Source organism: Algoriphagus marinus, assembly GCF_001936475.1.
In the GTDB taxonomy this organism is placed as follows: Bacteria; Bacteroidota; Bacteroidia; order Cytophagales; family Cyclobacteriaceae; genus Algoriphagus; species Algoriphagus marinus.
On record NZ_MSPQ01000003.1, the window covers coordinates 204,570 to 225,522 of the forward strand.

Here is a 20,953-nt window from a genome sequence, read left to right on the forward strand (position 1 = left end):
AATGCAGGATAAACTCTGGGTTGAATTTGGAGGTTGGTATCTGGTCTCAATTGACATCTTGTTAATAATTGGGATCTTCTATTTTCTAAAATTACCCAAGGAAAAAAAAGCTAATAGCTTCTATTGGCTTCCTTTTTTTATTTTAGCTTTTACGGTCTTTTACGAGAATTTGGGTGGCTATACAAATTACAACTTCGAGTTTAATAAAGCTGTGAATGCATTCTTGGGTAATACTGAATATCCAAGATATAATCTTTGGCTTTTTAATATTACCCATACTCATATAGCTACAATCCTATACCTTTTTTTGATTAGATCTTGGCTGGAACCCTCTAAAAAGAAATATATCAATTGGATGATAATTTTTTTTGCTGTTGTTGTTCAAGTCTTGCAAATCTCAGGAATTGAACCTATTTACTTAGATCAGCCTATCATTTCTACTATTGGAGCAAATATGATCATAATAGGGAGTGGACTTTATTTTATTGGATTGATGAATAACGACCAATATTTGGCTGCTAATCCACTTCGATTGCTTTCTTTTTGGCAGATGACATTTATTTTATTCACGTATTCATTGACTTACATTACCTCAGTTTCACTGCTATACATCTATACGTTATACCCACAATTAGCCACTTCACTTCATTATATTAATTTGGTCATGGGAGTATTAAACTTAATTATCCTAGTGTTGACTGTTGCCTCCCCTCAACTACCTAAATTATTTGAAAAAGAACCAGATTACGATTCCAATTTAAATTCAGCTTGAGGGCAGTAGGTTATAGCACCTTTTCTATCCTAAGATGAAAGCCATCATTTCTACTAATAAAAATTAATAGATTAAGAATAATAATTGGAATTTTGAAATAACCAGCATCTATATTTTAATATTGCCCCTTAGGTAGAAAACATCTTATCTATTGGCAAAAAATTAGCTTGAAATCGATTATATGCTATAAAACAGAAAAAAACTATGAAAATTTCAAAGGAAGACTTCGAAAGCATGAAAGCCAAATATGACAAAGAAGTCAAAAAAGGCAAACCTGGTAAAGGAGCAAAAGGCAAAGATAAAGACAACCAAACGAGTTGGATATTTTTTGACAGAGAAACTTTAGAAGGCCTTTTGGCAAAAGCGGATAAAGATCCTAAAGTTGGAGGAATCCAATTTTATTTTACAGAGTACACTGAAGAAACTGCTAAAAAAATCTATCCAAATGAGGCGGATGCTTACACCGGCCAGATGACTTTGGTAATGCGTGCAGCAAATCTCCAAGAAAATAAGCTGAATATCATAGACTCCACCGAAGATGAATATGAAGGTGGGGGGATGGAGTGCCCATTTAGATGTGAACCAAAGCCTAACAGTAACTAAGATTATGCATGGATAGTAGACTACTACAAGCGTTTTCTCACTGGTTTACTATTAGTTCCAATTTACTATTGATAATAGGGGTGTTTTTTTTCCTCAAATTACCAAAAGATAAGAGAGCCAATATTCGGTATTGGCTTCCTTTTTTGATTTTAACATTTACTGTGTTATATGAGAATTTTGGATCCTATACGAATTACAATTTTGACTTTAAAAAAGCTATAAATGCCTATCTGGGAAACACTGAATATCCTCAGTTTAACCTTTGGCTTTTTAATATTGCCAGAAGACAGGTGGGAGTGATCCTCTATTTATTGCTTATCAAGTACTGGCTGCGGCCTGCTCACAAGAAATACATCAATTGGATGATTTTAGGTTTCATAATTCTGGTATTTGTACTTCAGATTTCAGGCATTGAACCGCTTTATCTTAATCAACCGATCATATTTGCCATTGGAGCCAATTTGATTTTGATCGGGAGTGGATTATATTTTATTGGAATGATTACGCATGATCAATATTTGGAAAGAAATCCCTTGAGGTTAGTATCATTCTGGCAAATGACTATTATTTTGTTTACGTTTTCATTGAATTATATTTCTTCAGTGTCTTTATTGTATCTCTATGAAGTCAATCCTGTTTTGGGTAAGGCATTACAGGATATCTCCTATGTGATGTTGTTATGTACCTTGGGGGTTTTGATTGTGACCATAGCCTCACCACTTTTGCCAAGTATATTTGAAAAAGAGCCGTCCTATGGAACCGATTGAAGATCAGATCTATGTAATCATATTCGCTACGATATTTCTTGGAGGTATCATGTCCACCTTCGTGATTTCTATGGTTTTTATTCATAGACAACGCCAAGTTCAGAATCGGCAAAAACTCGATTTCATCAAATCAGAGCATGAAAAAACTTTGTTAAATATTGAAAATGAAATCCAGCAGGAAACTCTTACTCATGTAGGAAGGGAGCTTCATGATAATATTGGACAGTTGCTTTCGCTGGCAAAGCTCAATTTTAATTCCCAAAAACCTGAAAAGCACATTGAAGGAAAAGAGATTCTCGGTCAAATTATTCAGGAAGTAAGAAACCTCTCTAAAACACTTAATTTGGACTGGGTAGAATCGACAACGGTCGAAGAGTTTTTGGTCCAACAGCTGAAAAAAATAAGTGATACAGGATTCTGCGAGACAGTCTTTGAGCAAGAAATCTTATTAGAGGAGATGGAAAAGGAACAAAAATTAGTATTAATCAGAGTGATTCAGGAATCTCTCAATAATGCGATCAAACATGCATTGCCGGATCTAATAGAAGTGCGTATGATGAAATCCGGAGATGAAAAAGTCATCTTGATTCGGGATAATGGAAAAGGGTTTGATACTGCTCAAAGATCCGCCGGAAGCGGTATGTTTAATCTTAAGAAAAGGATGGAAACTATCGGGGGGAAATTTGAATTGAAATCTGAATTAGGAAAGGGTACTGAAATAAGTCTTGTTTTACCAAAGTAAAGAATTAGCGGTTTTTTCAACTTTAATGCCTTATTTTTAAAAATGATAAGAGTTGCAATAGCAGATGATCATATTCTTTTTGCCAAAGGAATCGAAGGACTTTTGGAAGAACAGGAAGATATTATTGTGAATAAAACCTTTCCCAATGGAAAAGAACTCATTGATTTTTTAATCAATCATAAAATTGATGTAGTTCTGACTGATCTCAATATGCCGATTTTAGATGGTTTTGGGGTTTTAGCAAATATCAAGGATAGGAATCTAGAGGTTAAAGTGGTGGTTCTTTCGATGTATGATGAAGAGAAGATTTTTAAAAGAGTCCTTGATGAAGGTGCGGACGCATTTATCCTTAAAGATGCTGATCCCGATGAGTTGATATTCACTATCCACGAGGTCTTTGAAGGGCGACACGTGCATAATTTTGAGCGGGTCAAAAAACAAGCTAACCAAGGTGTTTACTTTGATGGTTTCCGACAAAAATATAAACTTTCAAGAAGGGAAACTGAGATTATTCAACTCATCAAAGAAGGCAATCAAAATAAAGATATTGCCGAAATACTTAGCCTGAGCCAACAAACTGTCGAAACACATCGGAAGAATATTCATGTCAAGCTTGGTGTGACTACCCGAATAGAACTGGTGAATAAAGCCTACGAGATGAACTTATGAACACCTTAATTAGAACAGCTATCGTCGGTTTTGGCTCGGTAGCTGAGAAAATGCATGCCCCGCTTATTGATGTTTGCGATTCCTTATCACTGACGGCAGTGGTGGAGCGCCATGGTACGAAGTGTCAAGAAAAATATCCGGGAGTTCAGACATTCAGAAGTTTGGAGGACCTACTTGAAGCTGATGTAGCAGATTTGATTGTGATTACCACACCAAACGAATTTCATTTCCCGATGGCAAAGCAATGCTTGATGTCGGGAAAGCATGTGGTAGTAGATAAGCCGGTGACTATTTTTTCCCAAGAGGCAGAGCAACTGAATCAACTAGCGAAAGAAAAGAATCTAGTCCTGAGTGTTTTTCATAATCGCCGTTTTGATGGGGATGTATTGACGATTCAAAAAATACTTTCTGAGAAAACGCTAGGAGAAGTGGTCTATTTGGAATCTCATTTTGATCGATTCAGACCAGAAATCACTGAAAACTGGCGTGAAAAAGACGTCCCGGGAAATGGGATTACTTACGATCTTGGCGTTCATTTGATCGACCAGATCGTCTTATTTTTTGGTTTGCCAAATTGGATTCAAGCAGATATCCGAAGGCAACGAACCGGCGCAATCGCTGATGATTATTTTGATATTCAGTTAGATTTTGGATCGATCAAGGCCCGAGCGACCGCTAGTGTTCTGTCAGCCTCACCGACCCCAAGATTTCTTATTCAAGGAAAGAAGGGCTCTTATGTGAAATATGGGCTCGATGTTCAGGAAGCAAAATTTAAAGCAGGTCAGAAACCGGAAGGAGCTGATTGGGGTGTGGAGCCAGTGGAAAAATGGGGGAAAATTTTCCACAGTGAGGGTCAGGAGGCAAGGAAAACCGAAGAGGGAGATTATCGGATTTTTTATCAAAATATTGCGGAGGCGATTCAGGGGAAATCAACACTATTCGTAACCATTCCTCAGACTATTAATGTGTTGAAAATAATTGAGGCATCTTTTAAAAGTTCTAAGGAAGGAAGAAGAATAGGAAAAGAAGAAGGCGGATGGTGAGTTTTTAATTTTGGCTCTTTTTTGGGTGTAGAAATTAAAAATTAAACAACCTTCATGAAAAAAGTACTCTTATTTGCATTTGCTCTTTTTGCTTTTATATCGATTTCTCAAGCTCAAGTATCAGTGGGTATCAATTTCCAAAGTTCTGATACTTTCATTACCGTGGGTACGGACCCAGACAAATTATACTTTGGAGAGGCTAGGCTAGGTATTGGACACGATATTGGCTTAGAATTGATGGGAGGCTATAATTTCGTTAGAAAGAGTGAAGTTAATGCCTATGTAGGTGTGGGATTAGGTTTGTTGGGTGACCATAATCATAAGCATCGCGACGATCACAATGACATTTATCTGGCTATTCCTATAGGTGTATTGATTAAGCCATTAAACAATAAGAATTTTGGCTTTTTAATCGAAGCTGCTCCGGTTTTCGCAAATCATAATGATAGTTACCTCAGGGGAGGAATTGGCGTGAAATATACATTTAGATAATACCATTTTAACCGCTTTCAATCAGGCTAAGATTCCTTAAAGAATCTTGGCCTTTCTTATTTTAAGGGTAAAGTTGGGCTAATTAAGTATAAATTGAGAATTTGACCGCCCGAAGATTTCAATTAGTTTCCCTATTTTTGCGCCTATGGCAAAAACAGCAACTCCTGCGGAAAATTCGCAATTGAAAGATATTATTTCCCATGCTAAAGAGTATGGTTTCGTGTACCCAAGTTCTGAAATCTACGATGGTCTTCAGGCAGTTTATGATTATGGTGCTTACGGCGTGGAGCTGAAGAATAACCTGAAGCGACTTTGGTGGGAAACCATGACTCGAGTTCAGGATAACATCGTAGGGATTGATGCGGCGATTTTTATGCATCCTACCACTTGGAAGGCATCTGGTCACGTCGACAGCTTTAATGATCCGATGATCGATAACAAGGATTCGAAGAAGCGTTATCGTGCCGATGTATTGGTAGAAGAGCATGCAGCAGTTTTTGAAAGAGCTGGTGATTTAGAAAAAGCTAATTCATTGACAGGTGCACTGGCTAGAATGCTTGAGGCTGAAGATTTGGATGGCGTAAGAGATTTGATCACCAATGAAGGCATTAAATGCCCAATTTCTGGGACTTCCAATTGGACTGACGTTCGACAGTTCAATCTGATGTTCTCCACTCAGGTAGGTTCTGTGGCCGAAGATTCTACCACTATTTATCTTCGTCCGGAGACCGCGCAAGGTATTTTTGTGAACTTTTTGAATGTGCAGAAAACAGCACGAATGAAGGTTCCATTTGGAATTGCCCAGATTGGAAAGGCTTTCAGAAATGAAATCGTAGCGCGTCAGTTTATCTTCAGAATGCGTGAGTTTGAGCAGATGGAAATGCAATTTTTCGTACGTCCTGGCACCGAACTGGACTGGTATCAAAAATGGGCTGATATGCGAATGAAATGGCATTTGGCACTTGGGATTCCAGCTGAAAAGCTGAGAAGGCATGATCATGAGAAATTGGCGCATTACGCTAATGCTGCGATGGATATTGAGTATGATTTTCCTTTTGGATTCAAGGAAGTGGAGGGCATTCACTCTCGGACGGATTTTGACCTGAAGGCACATCAGGAATTTTCAAAAAAGAAGCAGCAATACTTCGATCCGGAGATCAATCAGAATTACATTCCTTATGTGGTCGAGACTTCAATCGGTGCGGATCGTTTATTCTTGTTGACACTTTGCAATGCCTATACTGAAGAGAATACCGAAGATAAAAGCCGGACTTATTTGAAACTTCACCCCGCAATTGCACCTGTGAAAGCAGCAATTCTTCCGATTACAAAAAAGGATGGATTGCCTGAAAAAGCACAGGAATTAGTAGAATTGTTGAAATATGATTTCAATATCATTTACGAAGATGCAGCCTCAATAGGAAAGCGCTATGCCCGTCAGGATTTGATCGGAACACCTTTCTGTATTGCAGTGGATCATCAAACCTTAGAAGACAATACGGTGACGATTCGTCATCGGGATACTACCGAGCAGGAAAGATTGCCGATCTCTGAAGTTTATGACAGAATCGCCGAGGCGACCAGCTTTAGAAGGATTTTTGAAAAGCTGTAAAATAAATTCGGAAACAATCAGTTAGAAGCCTATTAAAATCCCTGAGATGAAATTTTCAGGGATTTTTTGTTTTTTAACTGGCAACTCTTCAAGCATTCACTAGTTTAGACTTTGTAATTGATAATTGAATGAGTAAAAAAGTAATCATTGTTGGATCTGGAATTGCGGGAATAGCTTCAGCGATTCGAATGGCCGTAAAAGGGTTTCAGGTAGAGGTATTTGAAGCCAATTCTTACCCAGGAGGAAAGCTTTCTGAGATGGAAGTAGAAGGTTACCGTTTTGATGCGGGTCCATCACTTTTTACACTTCCAGAGCAAGTTGAAGAGCTATTCAGATTAGCTGGAAAAGATCCCAAGGATCACTTCGATTACTTGAAACTTCCGGTTGCCTGTCATTATTTCTGGGAAGATGGTACACGAATCCATGCCTATGCTGACTTGGGTAAGTTTGCCGATGAAGTGGAATCTAAACTTAGCACCTCGGGAAATTCGATTCGAAAAGCATTAGAAGATTCTGCCTTTATCTACGATCATCTCGCGCCACTTTTTATGCATCGCTCGCTACACAAGCTGGACACATGGACTAATCCGCAAGCTTTGAAGTCTTATTTGAAAATGGGAAAGCTTGGGATTTTCTCTACCATGAATGAGGCGAATGAGAAGCTCTTTGGTGATCCGAAATTAGTGCAGCTTTTCAATCGATATGCGACATACAATGGTTCGAATCCCTATGAGACTCCTGCCACACTCAATATTATTCCCCATTTAGAATTTAATATCGGTGCCTTTTTCCCGAAAAAAGGAATGCATGATATCACCCAAAGCCTCTTTAAGCTCTCCAAGGAATTAGGGGTGACCTATCATTTTGGAGAAAAAGTAGAAGAGATTTTAGTAGAAAATGGCGAAGCCAATGGGATCAGAATCGGAGATCAGGTTCATCAGGCCGATCTAGTCATCAATAATATGGATATGGTCAACGCTTATAAGACCATTCTAAAGAAACAAAAGCAGCCCAAACGTCTGCTCGATCAACCTAAATCCAGTTCGGCCTTGATTTTCTATTGGGGGATCAAGCGCTATTTTGCAGAGCTAGACCTGCACAATATTTTCTTTTCTGATAATTACCTGGAGGAGTTTGAGCATATTTTCAAGAGGGGAACCATCAGTTCTGATCCGACCGTGTATGTAAATATCACCTCGGTATATAAGCCGGATGATGCTCCTGAAGACAGTATGAATTGGTTTACAATGATCAATGTGCCCAATAACCAAGGACAGGATTGGGACAAAATGATAGCCGAAGCTCGAAAAAATATCATTCATAAACTGAATCGAATTCTCAAGACTGATGTAGAATCACTGATCGAAGTGGAGGAAATTCTTGATCCTCGGACCATCGAGTCTAAGACTTCCAGTGCTCAAGGAGCGCTCTATGGAAACAGCTCCAACAATAAGTTTGCGGCTTTCCTTCGTCATGCTAATTTCTCGAACTCAATTAAAAACCTCTATTTCTGTGGGGGCAGCGTGCATCCAGGAGGAGGGATTCCACTTTGCTTGCTTTCGGCTAAGATTACGACTGAGATGATTGATTAGAAAAAACTAACAATTTTTTATAAAAGAACGTTATTCTTTCAACTAGAAAATCTAGCTAAAGAAAAAATTTTATTAAACCCAGTTTTTATCCTTTCAATTCAATCGGTCAGATTTATGAAAAAATTGCTATTCTTTTTCACTTTGATTTTAATTTATGTCGGATCAGTGGACGCCCAAACCAAAGTAGGAGTTATGCTTAATACAGAAGTAGCAAATGATTATTTAGGAGTAAGACCCGGGGCAGGCTTGGTTATTGACCACAAAGTAACCAGAAAAGGAGGAATAGAATCCGGTTTATTTTACAGAACATATCGTAATTCAATATCTGTTTACGTAGAAAATCCAGGCATTGGTAGGTCTATATTTTTTATTGAGATCGGAGAAAGTCATATGACTATTCCAATTCTTTATAAGTTTCATACCCGGATTGTAAACCTATCCTTTGGACCTACCTTTGACTTTTTTTTGGGATGGAAACAAAAGAGCGGTTCTCCAGATATTGAGGTCAATGAGTACAGTATTGATCCAAATTTTGGTTATGGAGCCATGTTAAAAATGAGTAAAAGTATCCAGTTGTCAGACTTTGTGAGTTTTGAACCAGATTTACGTTTTAATCCTGTTTTTACAAACGGAAGAGTATTTGGGGGTGTAGGATTAGCATTTAAATATCAGACAAAAAAGAATTAAAAAAACCGTGTTATCCATATTTTTAGTGTGGTTAAACTGGGATATTGAGGATTAAAAAGGGTGGTTTTTCTAGGGATTAATCCCCTTTGCTGATTTCTTCCAACGCCTCTTTAATCAAATCATATTCAAAACCCTTGCTCATCAAGTACTGACTTACTTTATATTTCTTCTTAAAAGGGTCTGACTCTTTGGTTTGCTCCCATTTTTTCTCCGTTTGATTGAGTAGCGTATCCCAATATTCTACGGGGTCGATTTCGGTCAGCGCCAGCTTGATCAGTTTCTCAGGGATTTGTCGCATTTTCAATTCCCGTTGGATTCTCGATCTTCCCCATTTTTTCATTCGGAATTTTCCTCTGCAAAAAGAACGCGCATAGCGCTCCTCGTCCACATATTCGGCTGCGATCATTTCGGCGATGAGCTGCTCCGCTTTTTCATCTTGAATTCCTTTTTCCGCTAATTTTCTTCGTACATCCCAAGGACAGCGCTCCTGGTAAGCACAGAATGTGGTCAATTTTTCGTGTGCTTCCTTAAGCGACCAATTCTTTTTTGAGGGCTGATCCTCGTTAAACTTTCCCCAACTGGACATTTTCTGTAATTTTAACGCAAAGTAATTTTCAAATCTATTTTTGTTAAACCTAATAAATTTTAATCCTCATCATGCGCAAGAAAATAATAGCCGGAAACTGGAAGATGAACCTCACTTTTGACGAAGGTCAAAAACTCACTTCTGAGATCGTCAATATGTACAAAGACGAAAAAATAAAAGACGTGATTGCGGTGCTCAATCCTCCTTTTCCACATTTATTTCCAGTCAAGAAATTGGTGGGGGATACACCAGGGATTTTTGTTGGAGCACAAAACTGTTCTGATAAAGAATCCGGTGCGTTTACCGGAGAGGTTTCTGCGAAAATCTTGGCTTCCTTTGGCGTAAACTATGTGATTATTGGTCACTCAGAGCGAAGAGAATATTTCAAAGAGTCCAATGAAATGCTTGCTGAAAAAGTTAAAGCAGCTCTTGCAAATGGGTTGACGCCAATTTTTTGCTGTGGGGAATCACTTGATATCAGAAATGCAGGTACTCATGAGCCAAATGTAAAATTTCAATTGACAGATAGTCTTTTCAACTTAAGTGCCTCTGATTTTGCAAAAGTGGTGATTGCTTACGAACCTATTTGGGCAATTGGAACAGGTAAAACTGCCACCTCGGATGAAGCTCAGGAAATGCATCTAGCACTCAGAAGACATATCGCCACGAAGTATGGGAAGGATATTGCAAACAACATTTCGATCCTTTATGGAGGAAGTATGAATGCAGGAAATGCTGCTGATTTGCTTTCTAAACCAGATGTGGATGGGGGATTGATCGGAGGCGCTTCCTTGAAATCAAGAGATTTCTTAGAGATTATCAAATCATACTAATCGATGGATTACCTGGAGTTTAAAATAAAATGCCTGGAGGAATTCCGGGAAATCCTCATTGCAGAACTTTCCGAAATCGGATTCGATTCCTTCCTCGAGACAGAGGAGGGAATCGATGCTTATACTCTTGCCGGAGATTTTGATCGAAGTGCTTTTGATGAAGTCATCTCCCAATATTCCGATGCTGCACAAATTGAGCTTTCTGAAGGGAAAATGGAAAAAATCAACTGGAATGCGGAATGGGAAAAAAACTATGATCCCATTGCAGTTGATGAATTGGTCTATGTGCGAGCATCATTTCATCCTTCACAGCCTGGTTTCAAGCATGAGATTGTCATAAATCCAAAGATGTCTTTCGGGACAGGACACCATGCCACGACATTCCAAATGCTACGTCATCAGGGGACAATTGATCATCAAGGAAAAAGAGTGCTTGATGTAGGTTCTGGAACTGGAATTCTTGCCATCATGGCTCATCTACTCGGTGCCAGGCAGATTGAAGCATTTGATATTGACGATTGGTGTGTGGATAATGGCAATGAGAATTTTGATCTTAATGGAGTAAAAACCCGAATGGGTTTGGGCACAATTCGCGAGGTGAACCCAAAAGGACCTTTTGATATTATCTTGGCTAATATCAATAAGAATGTATTGCTGGATGAGATGAAAATTTATTCGGACTTACTGGTCGATCAAGGCTATCTTTTACTCAGTGGCTTTTATACCCACGATGTGGAGGATTTGGAAAAACTGGCCAACCAACTGGGACTGAAATTAATCACTCAACAATCCAAGGATAACTGGGCTGCATTAGTGCTTCAAAAAAAATAATATGAGTGAGCTAATTATTTACGCCGTTCTATTTTTGGCCCTGATTGGGCACTGCCTTTTGGCGGGAAAAATGTATCGGGCTGTGCATAGCGACCAAACTTTGAGTATAAATGAAAAAAATAACTGGAAACTCAAAGCGCTGATCTTCCCAGCCTATTTTTGGAAACAGTACCAAAGCCGCTAAAATCCACTTAAAGGTTCTCGAAATCTTTGGAAGCTTGATCTCGTTTAGGAGCTAAAACTAATTCAATTCACTTAAAGCCCCCGATTTTACTAATTTAGCCAAATGGAGTATATCTGGAAACAAAAACCCAAAACCTCGCAAGCAGAAATCGATCAACTTGGCAAAGAAATAAATGTCAATCCGATTCTTGCTAATGTATTGATCAATAGGGGGGTGGGGAGTTTTGAAGATGCAAAGGAGTACTTCCGTCCAAGCCTAAGTGAACTTCACGATCCTTTTTTGATGAAGGATATGAAAGAGGCTGTGACCCGAATTCAGCAGGCTATTGCCAATGATGAGCAGATCATGGTGTATGGAGATTATGATGTCGATGGGACAACTGCAGTTTCATTGGTCTACGGCTTTTTGACAAACTTTTATGCGAATGTAGTTTTCTACATTCCTGATAGATACAAGGAAGGGTATGGGATTTCCGAGCGAGGTGTAAGATACGCAGCTGAGGAGGGGATCAAATTGATCATCGCGTTGGACTGTGGTATCAAAGCAATCGAAAAGGTAGCTTTGGCGAAAGAACTTGGGGTGGATTTTATAATCTGTGATCATCATACTCCAGGCGATAATTTGCCTCAGGCAATAGCCGTATTGGATTCCAAGCGGATAGATTGTGAATACCCATATAAAGAACTAAGCGGATGTGGTGTCGGATTTAAATTGATTCAGGCCTTGGCGAGAACCCGAGGTATGGAGGATTCTGTGCTTTATCCATATTTGGACTTGGTAGTGGTTAGTATTGCGGCTGATATTGTGCCGATAACCGGTGAAAATAGGATCTTGGCCTACTATGGTCTTGACCGAATCAACACGAATCCAAGACCTGGATTAAAGGCTTTGATGGTTAAAAGCAATCTGGTCAAGGAGGTTGGGATTTCAGATATAGTTTTTAAAATAGGACCTAGAATCAATGCTTCCGGGAGATTGGAGCATGCAAAGGCTTCTGTAGAATTACTAAGTTCTACAGATTTTGATATCGCCATGGAGCGCGCAAAATTGGTTGATGAGGTCAATTTGACGCGTCGGAATTTTGATGAAAATATCACCAAGGAAGCCTTTGAGATGTTGGCGATCCGGGAGGAAGATGCAGAATGGAATTCGACTGTTCTTTTCAAAGAGGACTGGCACAAAGGAGTAATCGGAATCGTGGCTAGCCGTTGTATTGAGAAATATTACCGACCTACCATTATCCTGACTGAGTCCAATTCCAAAGCAACTGGAAGTGCGAGGTCGGTTGTAGACTTTGATATTTATGAAGCAATCGCCGAATGTTCTGATTTGTTAGAGCAATTTGGGGGACATAAGTATGCTGCTGGCTTGACGCTATCAGTGGAAAATGTACCTGCATTTCAGGAGAAATTTGAGGCGGTAGTAAAAAGTAGAATACAGGAAGTTCACCGGAAACCAGTCATCGAAGTTGACGATGAATTACTTTTAGATCAGATTAATTTCAAGTTTTATAATATCTTGAAGCAAATGGCTCCATTTGGGCCAGGAAATACGGAGCCTATCTTTAAAATTTCGAATGTGAAAGCAAGGAATGCAACAGTTTTGAAAGACAAGCATCTGAGGTTTGAAATAGAACAAGATGGGCAAGTCACAACTCCGGTTTGCCTGGGATTTGGAATGGCTGACCGAGCCAAAGATCCTGAGCTCACTACCGTGAATATGCTTCAGAGCAAAATGAGTTTTGATATTGTGGCCGAGATGCGACAAAATGTCTTTCGGGATAAAAGTAGCTTGCAACTTTATGTGAAAGACATCAAATTTGACTGATATGATCCTACGAGCAGAAAATCTGGTAAAAATATACAAAGGCCGTCGTGTGGTCAATGACATCTCTGTGGATGTCAATCAAGGAGAAATTGTAGGATTACTCGGTCCAAATGGAGCGGGTAAAACCACTTCTTTTTATATGATTGTGGGCTTGATCCAACCGAACGAAGGCAAGATTTTTTTGGAGCAAGAAGATATTACTAGCCTCCCAATGTATAAGCGGGCAAAGCTTGGAATTGGTTATTTGGCTCAAGAGGCATCAGTCTTTCGAAAGCTTTCTGTTGAGGAAAATATCATGGCGGTTTTGGAAATGACTAAAATGCCCAAGCAAGAGCGTAAGGAAAAAGTCGATAGTTTGTTGGAGGAATTCAGTTTGACTCATGTCCGTAAGAACCTTGGGATGGTACTTTCGGGAGGAGAGCGGCGCCGGACGGAAATCGCAAGAGCCTTAGCAGTAGATCCAAAATTTGTATTGTTGGATGAGCCTTTTGCTGGAGTAGATCCTATTGCCGTAGAAGAGATTCAGACGATAGTCGCAAAATTGAAGACAAAAAATATTGGGATTTTGATCACCGATCATAATGTTAATGAAACGCTTTCGATCACAGATCGGGCTTACCTGATGTTTGAAGGGAAACTTTTGAAAGCTGGAACAGCTGAGGAATTAGCAGCAGATGAGCAGGTAAGGAAAGTCTATTTGGGTAGTCAATTTGAGCTAAAACGCAAAATTTTTAACTAATGGAGGTACTCAATACCTTTATGACCTGGATTTTTAAGAATCGGTTGGGTCAAATTGAAAACTTTAAGAAAAACCCTATTGAGGTTCAGCAGACAATTTTTAAAGAATTGATCGAAGCCGGAAAACGAACTGAGTTTGGAAAAAAATTCGGTTTTGCCTCTATAAAGAATTACCAGAACTTTTCTGATCAAGTGCCAGTAAATGATTACGAGGGACTTAAGCCTTACATCGACAAAACGATGACGGGTACTCAAAATGTTATTTGGAACACAGATATTGAATGGTTTGCAAAATCTTCTGGGACCACTTCCAGTCGGAGTAAATATATTCCTGTCACCACAGAAAGTCTTGAAGAGTGTCATTATAAGGGAGGAAAAGACATGCTTTCCCTGTATGTGGCGAATTATCCGGACTCTAAACTTTTCGCAGGAAAGAGTCTCACCATCGGGGGGACTTTAGAAAAAAATCCGCTTAATCCACAAGGAACTGCCAGAGCTGGAGATATCTCTGCAGTCATAATGCAGAATCTCCCGATTTGGGCTCAGTTTGTCCGCACTCCATCTTTAGAGACTGCGCTGATGAGCGAGTGGGAAGCCAAAATCGAAAAGATGGCACGTGAGACAATGGATGAAGACGTTACTTGCATAGCTGGCGTTCCGACTTGGACTATTGTGCTGTTGCAGCGCATTTTGGAACTCAAGAAAGCAAATCACATTTTGGAGGTTTGGCCAAATTTGGAGATTTTCTTCCATGGAGCCGTTGCCTTTGGACCTTATCGTAGCCTTTTCAAAGAGTTGATTCCTTCAGAAAAAATGCGTTACATGGAGACCTATAATGCTTCCGAAGGTTTTTTTGGTCTTCAGGATCAAAAAGATTCAGACGAATTGCTACTGCTTTTGGATTATGGGATTTTCTATGAATTCATTCCTATGGAAGATTGGCTGAGCGAAAATCCCAAAGTGATTCCACTTTGGGAGGTAGAAGTGGATACTAATTATGCCATGGTCATCAGTACAAATGGAGGCTTATGGCGCTATAAAATTGGTGATACAGTGAGATTTACTTCTACTAGTCCTTATCGTTTTAGAATCTCAGGTCGGACCAAGCATTTTATCAATGCTTTTGGGGAAGAAGTAATTGTCGAAAATGCTGAAAAGGCTATTCAATACGCTGCAGAACATACTCAGGCAACGATCGCAAATTTCACAGCGGCTCCCGTTTATTTTGAAAATTCCAGTGCGAAAGGAACCCATGAATGGGTGATCGAATTTCAAAAGGAACCTTCGGATAAGGCGAAATTTGATGCATTGTTGGACCAGCACTTACGCGAGATCAACTCAGATTATGATGCAAAACGCTATAAAGATTTAGCTCTTGTAGCTCCAATTATTCATCATGCTCCATCCGGACTTTTCGAACAATGGATGGGCAAACGTGGCAAACTTGGTGGGCAACACAAAGTCCCTCGACTTTCCAATAGCAGGGAATATTTGGAAGAGATCTTGGAGATGATGAAATAAAGGAAAGTATTTCTCGCAGCGACGCAGCGGAATAAATTAAAATTAGAAGGCTAAAGTGAGAAGTCTAAAAGATTTGTAGCCAAGACCTTGATTATATATTCACCTATCTAAAAAGCAATAATCGCAGCGCCGCTGCGCCGCCGCGAGAGAAAAAAAAGTGCGACTACTAGCCGGGCTCTCTTCATTTTGGTTTTTCAGCTTTCTCGCTGGAGACTTCTGATTTCTTAAAAGCTTTTCTCTTGTCTTTGCGTCGCTGCGCCGTTGCGAGATTTAAAAAAAAGCCTGACTACTAGCCAGGCTCTTCAATTTTTCAGCTTTCTTACTTAAGCTTTCTGACTTTTTACTTACACCTCAAGTCCTTTATCCCGCATCTTCTTGAATTCATCAAATCTTCTGAAGATGGCAACAGAGAATCCAATCAGCATAATGATTGTTCCGACCCAAAGTACATTGATATAAGGTTTAACTATGGCTTTCATCACCACATAGTCCTTTTGGTATTGGTTGACTTTGAATACAAACTTATTGTCCTCAGGAAGAATGTTTTCCAAACTGATTTTTAATCCTAGTTCGGTGTCAATTACAGGGAGTTTTCCCACTTGATTATTTCGGATTATAAAAGTCGGCTCGAGTACCTTCTCTACATCGTAATCCAACACTCGAAGCTTAGCCTTCACCGCGACATCTCCTTCTTGTAAGACATAGCCTTCGATTTCTTTCAGAACTTCAGCTCCATCAAAATAAGTCACAAAGTCAGCCACGTGGAATTGCTCGCCCGGTGCAGCCTCATAGATTTCATCTTCTTTCCAGTCAGGATCAGAATGATCATTCATCGCCGCTACATAGGTGTAGAGGTCTTCATCTATGTAGATTTTAGAATCCGGTGATGAAATCAATCCTCCCATGCCTTCATTGAATTGAGACATAGGGTTTAAAGAAAATTTCAGAGTCTCATTTTGATAGTATTCTACATTGAAATAGTCATTTTCTTCAAGTACCAAATTGACTGTTTCACCTTTTTTGAAATAATCTTTGTAATCAGCTAAGGCGATAGCCTCGTTGACATTGTCCGTGGATTCCAGGATTTTTGCAGGAACATATTCCGGTATACCGACCACTTTTTTCTTCCTGCCACGGTAGATTACAGTGTAGTCTTTCATCTGGGTTGGCTTATTGATCCAAAGTAGCACATGCTCTTTGTTCAACTCATCTTCCCAGCTATTCGAATAAGTCAATCCAGACATGTTGATCGATATTACATCAGAATAGCCTGAGCTAAACATGATTCCAATCAATACCATCCCTAATCCAATATGAGCCAAAGACCCCCCGGCTAATTTGAAGGTAGATTTCTTGACCAATCGAGAAAGAATTACCGCATTGGCAGTGATGGTGAAAGTACCTGCCAATACCACAATGATATATTGCCAATCATAAACTTTTGTCAAGACAATAATCGCTGCTGAGATCAAAACTGAAATGATGTATGGGGTAACCAAAGCATCTTTCAGGGCTTTTGCATCAATTTTCTGCCACCAAAAGAATTGCCCCACGGCTGTTAACATAGCCAAAGCTACAGCGAACCATAACTGGAATTTGGTGTAAAATTCAATCTGATCTGCCGGTGGAGCCATATTGGAAATACCTCCAAAGCTTTCTACTAGAGCATTCCATACCGGGATCGAAGTAGGTAAGATCACCTGAAAAGCCATCAAACCGAGGGTAGTGGCTCCGATGAAAATCCAGAACTCACGTGAATAAACAGATGCTTCTTTCTCCGATGTTGGAATATACTTCCAAGCTCTTGCAGCCAAGAAGGTTGCTATAACAGCAAAGAAAAGCATGTAAATCAGTAACTGTCCAGAGAGACCTAAATCTGTAAACGAGTGAACCGAAGCATCACCCAATACGCCTGATCGAACCAAGAATGTAGCATACAAGACCAGAATAAAGGACAGTATTACTAAAACGATTGAGGTCTTTAACGCAGTAGCACTTTTCTTGAAAGTGATCATCGTGTGGATTGCCGCGACCATGATCAACCAGGGAACATATACAGCATTCTCCACCGGATCCCAGTTCCAGTATCCTCCGAAGTTCAAGGTCACATAAGCCCAATAAGCACCCATAATGATTCCCATTCCTAGGATCATAGCGGAGAAAATAGCCCAAGGTAAAGCAGGACGGATCCATTCGGAATAGCGCTTGGTCACCAATCCACCCATCAAAAAAGCAAATGGTACCAATGTCGATGCATAACCCAAGAATAGGGTAGGAGGGTGAATCACCATCCAAATATTTTGGAGCAGTGGATTCAAACCTGTTCCATCTTCTGGCACGAAATCAGGATTCATCTGGAAGATCGGAGCTTGTGTAGCATCACGAAGCAGAATAAATGGTGAACTACCGATTTTCAAATCGCCGATCACTACCCCCAAAATCATGGATACCAAGAAAGCCTGAACCAATGCGAAAACAATCATTACCGGAGCTTCCCAGACCTTATTCACGCGAATTAAAACAACTCCTAAAACCACATTCCAGAATATCCAGAGGATAAAAGCTCCTTCTTGACCTTCCCAGAAACTCGAGATCATGTAATGAACCGGTAGTGCTTTGCTTGAATGCGAATACGCATAAAAATATTCAAACCGATGGTTATAGATGATTTCAAAAAGCGAAAATGCAATCAGCGTTGCCGAAATGCCATGAACGGCAAAACTGATTCGGCTGAACCTTCGCCAACTTGCTTTTTCAAGTTCATTGGCTTTAAAGTAATTATAATATGCGTAGGCCGTAACAATTGCGCTTACAAAAGCCACAATGGTCATCAAGTGGCCAAGATTTCCTACAAAGGTGTTGATCATGATTTTTTGAATTCTGCTGCCCTACTCACATTCCTGCCGCCTGCACTTCAGTTTCTTGGTATTTGGATGGACACTTCATCAGGATTTTATCCGCTACGAAGATCTCCTCATTTTTATAGGCTCCAATTACTACTACAGATTCAGATCGGGTGAAGTCTGCTGGAACTGGTTCATTGTAAAATACCTCTTGTTCAGTTCCATCATTGTCAACTAGCATGAATGTGAAGGAAACTTTATCCTCTCTAACATTCAAACCTACGACTTCACCATTGCTATCTTTCTTGAGCTGCCCTACTACGTGAATTGGTTTATCCTCACCATCCTTTTTCATTTCCAGTGCGGTATTGAAGCTTTCGTAGCTACTCGCATCGCCGATGGAAGTCATTATAATCACGATCGCGATCGCGATGATTCCAAGTCCGATTATATGTCCTTTTTTCATATCTCCTTGAATTATGCAGGTAAATTCTTTTCTAATCTACTGATCTTTCGATCGGTGTTGATCAGGTAAACGGTGATCCCAGCGAAAATGATTACAATGATTCCTACTAACACGTAGATTTTTCCTTCGGTTCGCATCACATCTGCCATTTCAACCGAATTATTGGAGTAATCTGCTTCCGTGACTGGGGTTTTTTCTTGTGCCAAAGCAGAAAGGCTAAAAACCAATAAAAGGATTGTTACTAATTTTTTCATGGGTCAGGAATTAAGGAAGCGGTCTTCCAGGGTTCGTTCGATTCTTCTTGCACGTACTCTCAATGTGGCTATCCAAGTGCCCAAAAGTGTCCATCCAATGATCGCTGGATAGAAAATCATTCGCAGTTTGGAGTCGAGATCATAGGCGTTGAAGCCGGGATTTCCACCATTTCCTGGATGAAGACTATCCGTCAATCGGGGAAGTACAAAGATCAAAGGGATAAATGCAGCAAAGGCAAAAATGTTATAAATCGCTCCAATTCTGGCACGTTGTTGCGTATCTGTCAGCGAGTTTCTTAAGATCAAATACGCGAAATACATCAACAAGCCAATGGCAGAAGCATTTTGCTTCGGATCGCCACTCCAATAATCTCCCCAGGTGAATTTTGCCCAAAGCATGCCGGTGGTGATTCCCAACACTCCAAAGAGAATAGCTGAATTGGTAAACTCTACTGCTAGATCATCGCATTGAATATCGTTGGTGCGAAGGTATTTGACGCTGTAATAAACCGCTGCTATCAGCATCAAGATCATTCCAAACCACATAGTCACATGGAAATGCAAGGCGCGAATAGTCTCATTGAGAATCGGAAGACGAGGTACGTCCATCAGCAAGCCTGCTGTCAGGGTATAAAGCAGGAGGGCAATTGCAAGAATTTTCCACCAGGATTGGCGCATAGGTTATTTTTGCTAATTCAAGCGCAAAAATAAGTCATAAGTTCCTGAAAACGGCGCTTTTTCTGAAGTCTTTTGAAGGGAAGCTGGAATTTTGATTACGATTTATGAGGCACGAGATTGGAAGAACTTCAATCATTTTTATTTGACTCTAAGTTTCATTGATCTAATTTTCAATTCTTCCAATTTTCCAATATTTCAATTTTAAGATCTCCACAAATACGGAAACAAAATATATCCAGTCACGGCTACGATCGCATTGATGGCTAGCAAGGCAATCAATTTATCCGTACTCACTGTCCAATCCAGTCCGTCCAAGGCATTTTTGGAAATCCGAATTGCCATCAAAAGTATGGGGATAATCACGGGGAAGCTCAAAATAGCCATCAGCGTGGCATTATTTCCAGCTTTGGAAGCAATCCCACTGACCATCGTCAAGGTGGCAGAAAAGCCCATGGCTCCCAAGACCAAATTCAGTAAAAACAAGCCCTGATCCTGAACTGGATTTCCTAAAATCACGGAGAAAACGCCATAACCCAAGAGCGCCAAAACCAAAGTCAGCCCGGTATTGTAAATGATTTTGGAAAGAATTATAGCCTCAGGGGAAGCAATCATGTAATAGTAAAGTTGCCGGCCTTGATGCTCTTGGATAAAGCTTTTGGCTACGGCATTCACTGCTGAGAAAAGGATGATGATCCAATAGAGTGCATTCCAGGAATTGATCGAGAGATTTCCAGCTTTTGCTCCTACACTCAAATAAGTGATGAAGACCGCTGAAACCACATAAAGCAAAATTCCATTCAGCGCATATTTCTGTCGCCACTCCAGCCTAAGCTCTTTTTGAATGAGAATAGTAATCTCTTTAATCATTTTTCAAAATTAAGGATTAAAAAATCCTAATGGATATATAATGGAAATACGGTTGAAATACAGCTTCCTTTGGTCGCTGAAATAGGATAGAAATATTACTGAAATACAGCTCCCTTCAGTCGCCGAAATATTTCGCAAAGCCTATTTCGCCGCAGGCGTATTTCAGCGAAGCTGTATTTCAAAAACTATATTTTAGGCAAGTGGAAATCTCATTAATTTATTTCGCCGTAGTCATATTTCAGCAGAGCTGTATTTCACGAAGTGTATTTCGCGAAGCGTATCTTATATTCTTTTCTGTCATCTTGTCACTTTTTTCGAAGTGGAACAACCCTTGCAATTGCCCTTG

General features: G+C 39.9%; 21 protein-coding genes. 15 read left to right on the forward strand and 6 right to left on the reverse strand.

Annotated elements, in window-relative coordinates:
- Position 1 precedes the first annotated feature (1 nt).
- The 10 genes from BVC88_RS07660 (at position 2) to BVC88_RS07705 (ending at position 8,979) form a co-directional block, all read left to right on the forward strand.
- Positions 2 to 772 carry a histidine kinase gene (locus BVC88_RS07660; protein ID WP_075350075.1) on the forward strand — a complete coding sequence of 257 codons (771 nt, stop codon included), beginning with the start codon at positions 2 to 4 and terminating at the stop codon, positions 770 to 772.
- Between the two features lie 204 nt (positions 773 to 976).
- On the forward strand, positions 977 to 1,375 hold the full coding sequence (locus tag BVC88_RS07665; protein WP_075350076.1) for a molecular chaperone DnaK: 399 nt from the start codon (positions 977 to 979) through the stop codon (positions 1,373 to 1,375).
- An 8-nt stretch (positions 1,376 to 1,383) separates the two neighbouring features.
- The gene (locus BVC88_RS07670) at positions 1,384 to 2,142 is read left to right on the forward strand and encodes a histidine kinase (protein ID WP_075350077.1); all 759 of its coding nucleotides are present in this window, start codon (positions 1,384 to 1,386) and stop codon (positions 2,140 to 2,142) included.
- Positions 2,129 to 2,884, forward strand: a complete 756-nt coding sequence (locus BVC88_RS07675) for a sensor histidine kinase (protein ID WP_075350078.1) — start codon at positions 2,129 to 2,131, stop codon at positions 2,882 to 2,884. Before BVC88_RS07670 ends, BVC88_RS07675 begins: the two co-directional genes overlap by 14 nt.
- 42 nt (positions 2,885 to 2,926) lie before the next feature.
- A complete protein-coding gene (locus tag BVC88_RS07680; protein WP_075350079.1) occupies positions 2,927 to 3,553 on the forward strand; it encodes a response regulator transcription factor in 627 nt (208 codons plus the stop codon).
- Positions 3,550 to 4,596, forward strand: coding sequence for an oxidoreductase (locus BVC88_RS07685; RefSeq protein ID WP_075350080.1), 1,047 nt, complete (start codon positions 3,550 to 3,552; stop codon positions 4,594 to 4,596). Before BVC88_RS07680 ends, BVC88_RS07685 begins: the two co-directional genes overlap by 4 nt.
- 54 nt (positions 4,597 to 4,650) lie before the next feature.
- The gene (locus BVC88_RS07690) at positions 4,651 to 5,088 is read left to right on the forward strand and encodes an outer membrane insertion C- signal (RefSeq protein ID WP_075350081.1); all 438 of its coding nucleotides are present in this window, start codon (positions 4,651 to 4,653) and stop codon (positions 5,086 to 5,088) included.
- Positions 5,089 to 5,233: 145 nt separating this feature from the next.
- A complete protein-coding gene (locus BVC88_RS07695; RefSeq protein ID WP_075350082.1) occupies positions 5,234 to 6,700 on the forward strand; it encodes a glycine--tRNA ligase in 1,467 nt (488 codons plus the stop codon).
- A 128-nt stretch (positions 6,701 to 6,828) separates the two neighbouring features.
- On the forward strand, positions 6,829 to 8,292 hold the full coding sequence (gene crtD / locus BVC88_RS07700) for a 1-hydroxycarotenoid 3,4-desaturase CrtD (protein WP_075350083.1): 1,464 nt from the start codon (positions 6,829 to 6,831) through the stop codon (positions 8,290 to 8,292).
- A gap of 114 nt (positions 8,293 to 8,406) precedes the next feature.
- Positions 8,407 to 8,979 (forward strand): hypothetical protein, encoded by a 573-nt coding sequence (locus BVC88_RS07705; protein WP_075350084.1) that lies wholly within the window; start codon positions 8,407 to 8,409, stop codon positions 8,977 to 8,979.
- Between the two features lie 76 nt (positions 8,980 to 9,055).
- Here the strand turns inward: BVC88_RS07705 and BVC88_RS07710 are convergent, their stop codons facing one another.
- Positions 9,056 to 9,565 carry a regulatory protein RecX gene (locus tag BVC88_RS07710; RefSeq protein WP_075350085.1) on the reverse strand — a complete coding sequence of 170 codons (510 nt, stop codon included), beginning with the start codon at positions 9,563 to 9,565 and terminating at the stop codon, positions 9,056 to 9,058.
- Between the two features lie 71 nt (positions 9,566 to 9,636).
- Between BVC88_RS07710 and tpiA the strand changes: the two genes are divergently transcribed.
- The 5 genes from tpiA (at position 9,637) to BVC88_RS07740 (ending at position 15,499) form a co-directional block, all read left to right on the forward strand.
- Positions 9,637 to 10,398, forward strand: a complete 762-nt coding sequence (tpiA, locus tag BVC88_RS07715) for a triose-phosphate isomerase (RefSeq protein ID WP_075350086.1) — start codon at positions 9,637 to 9,639, stop codon at positions 10,396 to 10,398.
- A 3-nt stretch (positions 10,399 to 10,401) separates the two neighbouring features.
- Complete coding sequence (gene prmA, locus BVC88_RS07720) at positions 10,402 to 11,229, forward strand: 50S ribosomal protein L11 methyltransferase (protein ID WP_075350087.1); 828 nt, start codon at positions 10,402 to 10,404, stop codon at positions 11,227 to 11,229.
- A gap of 286 nt (positions 11,230 to 11,515) precedes the next feature.
- On the forward strand, positions 11,516 to 13,240 hold the full coding sequence (gene recJ / locus BVC88_RS07730; RefSeq protein ID WP_075350089.1) for a single-stranded-DNA-specific exonuclease RecJ: 1,725 nt from the start codon (positions 11,516 to 11,518) through the stop codon (positions 13,238 to 13,240).
- A gap of 1 nt (position 13,241) precedes the next feature.
- Entirely contained in the window at positions 13,242 to 13,979 is a 738-nt protein-coding gene (lptB, locus tag BVC88_RS07735) for an LPS export ABC transporter ATP-binding protein (protein ID WP_075350090.1), read from the forward strand.
- Positions 13,979 to 15,499: a GH3 auxin-responsive promoter family protein gene (locus tag BVC88_RS07740; protein ID WP_075350091.1), complete on the forward strand. Its 1,521-nt coding sequence runs from the start codon at positions 13,979 to 13,981 to the stop codon at positions 15,497 to 15,499. Before lptB ends, BVC88_RS07740 begins: the two co-directional genes overlap by 1 nt.
- A 344-nt stretch (positions 15,500 to 15,843) precedes the next feature.
- Here BVC88_RS07740 and ccsA (BVC88_RS07745) read toward each other — a convergent pair whose 3' ends face one another.
- From ccsA (BVC88_RS07745) to BVC88_RS07765, 5 genes are all read right to left on the reverse strand, one after another.
- The gene (ccsA, locus tag BVC88_RS07745; RefSeq protein WP_075350092.1) at positions 15,844 to 18,366 is read right to left on the reverse strand and encodes a cytochrome c biogenesis protein CcsA; all 2,523 of its coding nucleotides are present in this window, start codon (positions 18,364 to 18,366) and stop codon (positions 15,844 to 15,846) included.
- Positions 18,367 to 18,391: 25 nt separating this feature from the next.
- Positions 18,392 to 18,808 (reverse strand): cytochrome c maturation protein CcmE domain-containing protein, encoded by a 417-nt coding sequence (locus BVC88_RS07750; protein WP_075350093.1) that lies wholly within the window; start codon positions 18,806 to 18,808, stop codon positions 18,392 to 18,394.
- An 11-nt stretch (positions 18,809 to 18,819) separates the two neighbouring features.
- Positions 18,820 to 19,062, reverse strand: a complete 243-nt coding sequence (locus tag BVC88_RS07755) for a CcmD family protein (protein ID WP_175574389.1) — start codon at positions 19,060 to 19,062, stop codon at positions 18,820 to 18,822.
- 3 nt (positions 19,063 to 19,065) lie between these two features.
- Positions 19,066 to 19,740 (reverse strand): cytochrome c biogenesis protein CcsA, encoded by a 675-nt coding sequence (gene ccsA / locus BVC88_RS07760; RefSeq protein WP_075350094.1) that lies wholly within the window; start codon positions 19,738 to 19,740, stop codon positions 19,066 to 19,068.
- A gap of 201 nt (positions 19,741 to 19,941) precedes the next feature.
- The gene (locus BVC88_RS07765) at positions 19,942 to 20,607 is read right to left on the reverse strand and encodes a heme exporter protein CcmB (RefSeq protein ID WP_075350095.1); all 666 of its coding nucleotides are present in this window, start codon (positions 20,605 to 20,607) and stop codon (positions 19,942 to 19,944) included.
- Positions 20,608 to 20,953: the final 346 nt, after the last annotated feature.

Coding starts and splice junctions, on each gene's coding strand:
- BVC88_RS07660 (WP_075350075.1), top strand. CDS start 2: ATGCAGGATAAACTCTGGGTTGAATTTGGAGGTTGGTATCTGGTCTCA.
- BVC88_RS07665 (WP_075350076.1), top strand. CDS start 977: ATGAAAATTTCAAAGGAAGACTTCGAAAGCATGAAAGCCAAATATGAC.
- BVC88_RS07670 (WP_075350077.1), top strand. CDS start 1,384: ATGGATAGTAGACTACTACAAGCGTTTTCTCACTGGTTTACTATTAGT.
- BVC88_RS07675 (WP_075350078.1), top strand. CDS start 2,129: ATGGAACCGATTGAAGATCAGATCTATGTAATCATATTCGCTACGATA.
- BVC88_RS07680 (WP_075350079.1), top strand. CDS start 2,927: ATGATAAGAGTTGCAATAGCAGATGATCATATTCTTTTTGCCAAAGGA.
- BVC88_RS07685 (WP_075350080.1), top strand. CDS start 3,550: ATGAACACCTTAATTAGAACAGCTATCGTCGGTTTTGGCTCGGTAGCT.
- BVC88_RS07690 (WP_075350081.1), top strand. CDS start 4,651: ATGAAAAAAGTACTCTTATTTGCATTTGCTCTTTTTGCTTTTATATCG.
- BVC88_RS07695 (WP_075350082.1), top strand. CDS start 5,234: ATGGCAAAAACAGCAACTCCTGCGGAAAATTCGCAATTGAAAGATATT.
- crtD (WP_075350083.1), top strand. CDS start 6,829: ATGAGTAAAAAAGTAATCATTGTTGGATCTGGAATTGCGGGAATAGCT.
- BVC88_RS07705 (WP_075350084.1), top strand. CDS start 8,407: ATGAAAAAATTGCTATTCTTTTTCACTTTGATTTTAATTTATGTCGGA.
- BVC88_RS07710 (WP_075350085.1), bottom strand. CDS start 9,565: ATGTCCAGTTGGGGAAAGTTTAACGAGGATCAGCCCTCAAAAAAGAAT.
- tpiA (WP_075350086.1), top strand. CDS start 9,637: ATGCGCAAGAAAATAATAGCCGGAAACTGGAAGATGAACCTCACTTTT.
- prmA (WP_075350087.1), top strand. CDS start 10,402: ATGGATTACCTGGAGTTTAAAATAAAATGCCTGGAGGAATTCCGGGAA.
- recJ (WP_075350089.1), top strand. CDS start 11,516: ATGGAGTATATCTGGAAACAAAAACCCAAAACCTCGCAAGCAGAAATC.
- lptB (WP_075350090.1), top strand. CDS start 13,242: ATGATCCTACGAGCAGAAAATCTGGTAAAAATATACAAAGGCCGTCGT.
- BVC88_RS07740 (WP_075350091.1), top strand. CDS start 13,979: ATGGAGGTACTCAATACCTTTATGACCTGGATTTTTAAGAATCGGTTG.
- ccsA (WP_075350092.1), bottom strand. CDS start 18,366: ATGATCAACACCTTTGTAGGAAATCTTGGCCACTTGATGACCATTGTG.
- BVC88_RS07750 (WP_075350093.1), bottom strand. CDS start 18,808: ATGAAAAAAGGACATATAATCGGACTTGGAATCATCGCGATCGCGATC.
- BVC88_RS07755 (WP_175574389.1), bottom strand. CDS start 19,062: ATGAAAAAATTAGTAACAATCCTTTTATTGGTTTTTAGCCTTTCTGCT.
- ccsA (WP_075350094.1), bottom strand. CDS start 19,740: ATGCGCCAATCCTGGTGGAAAATTCTTGCAATTGCCCTCCTGCTTTAT.
- BVC88_RS07765 (WP_075350095.1), bottom strand. CDS start 20,607: ATGATTAAAGAGATTACTATTCTCATTCAAAAAGAGCTTAGGCTGGAG.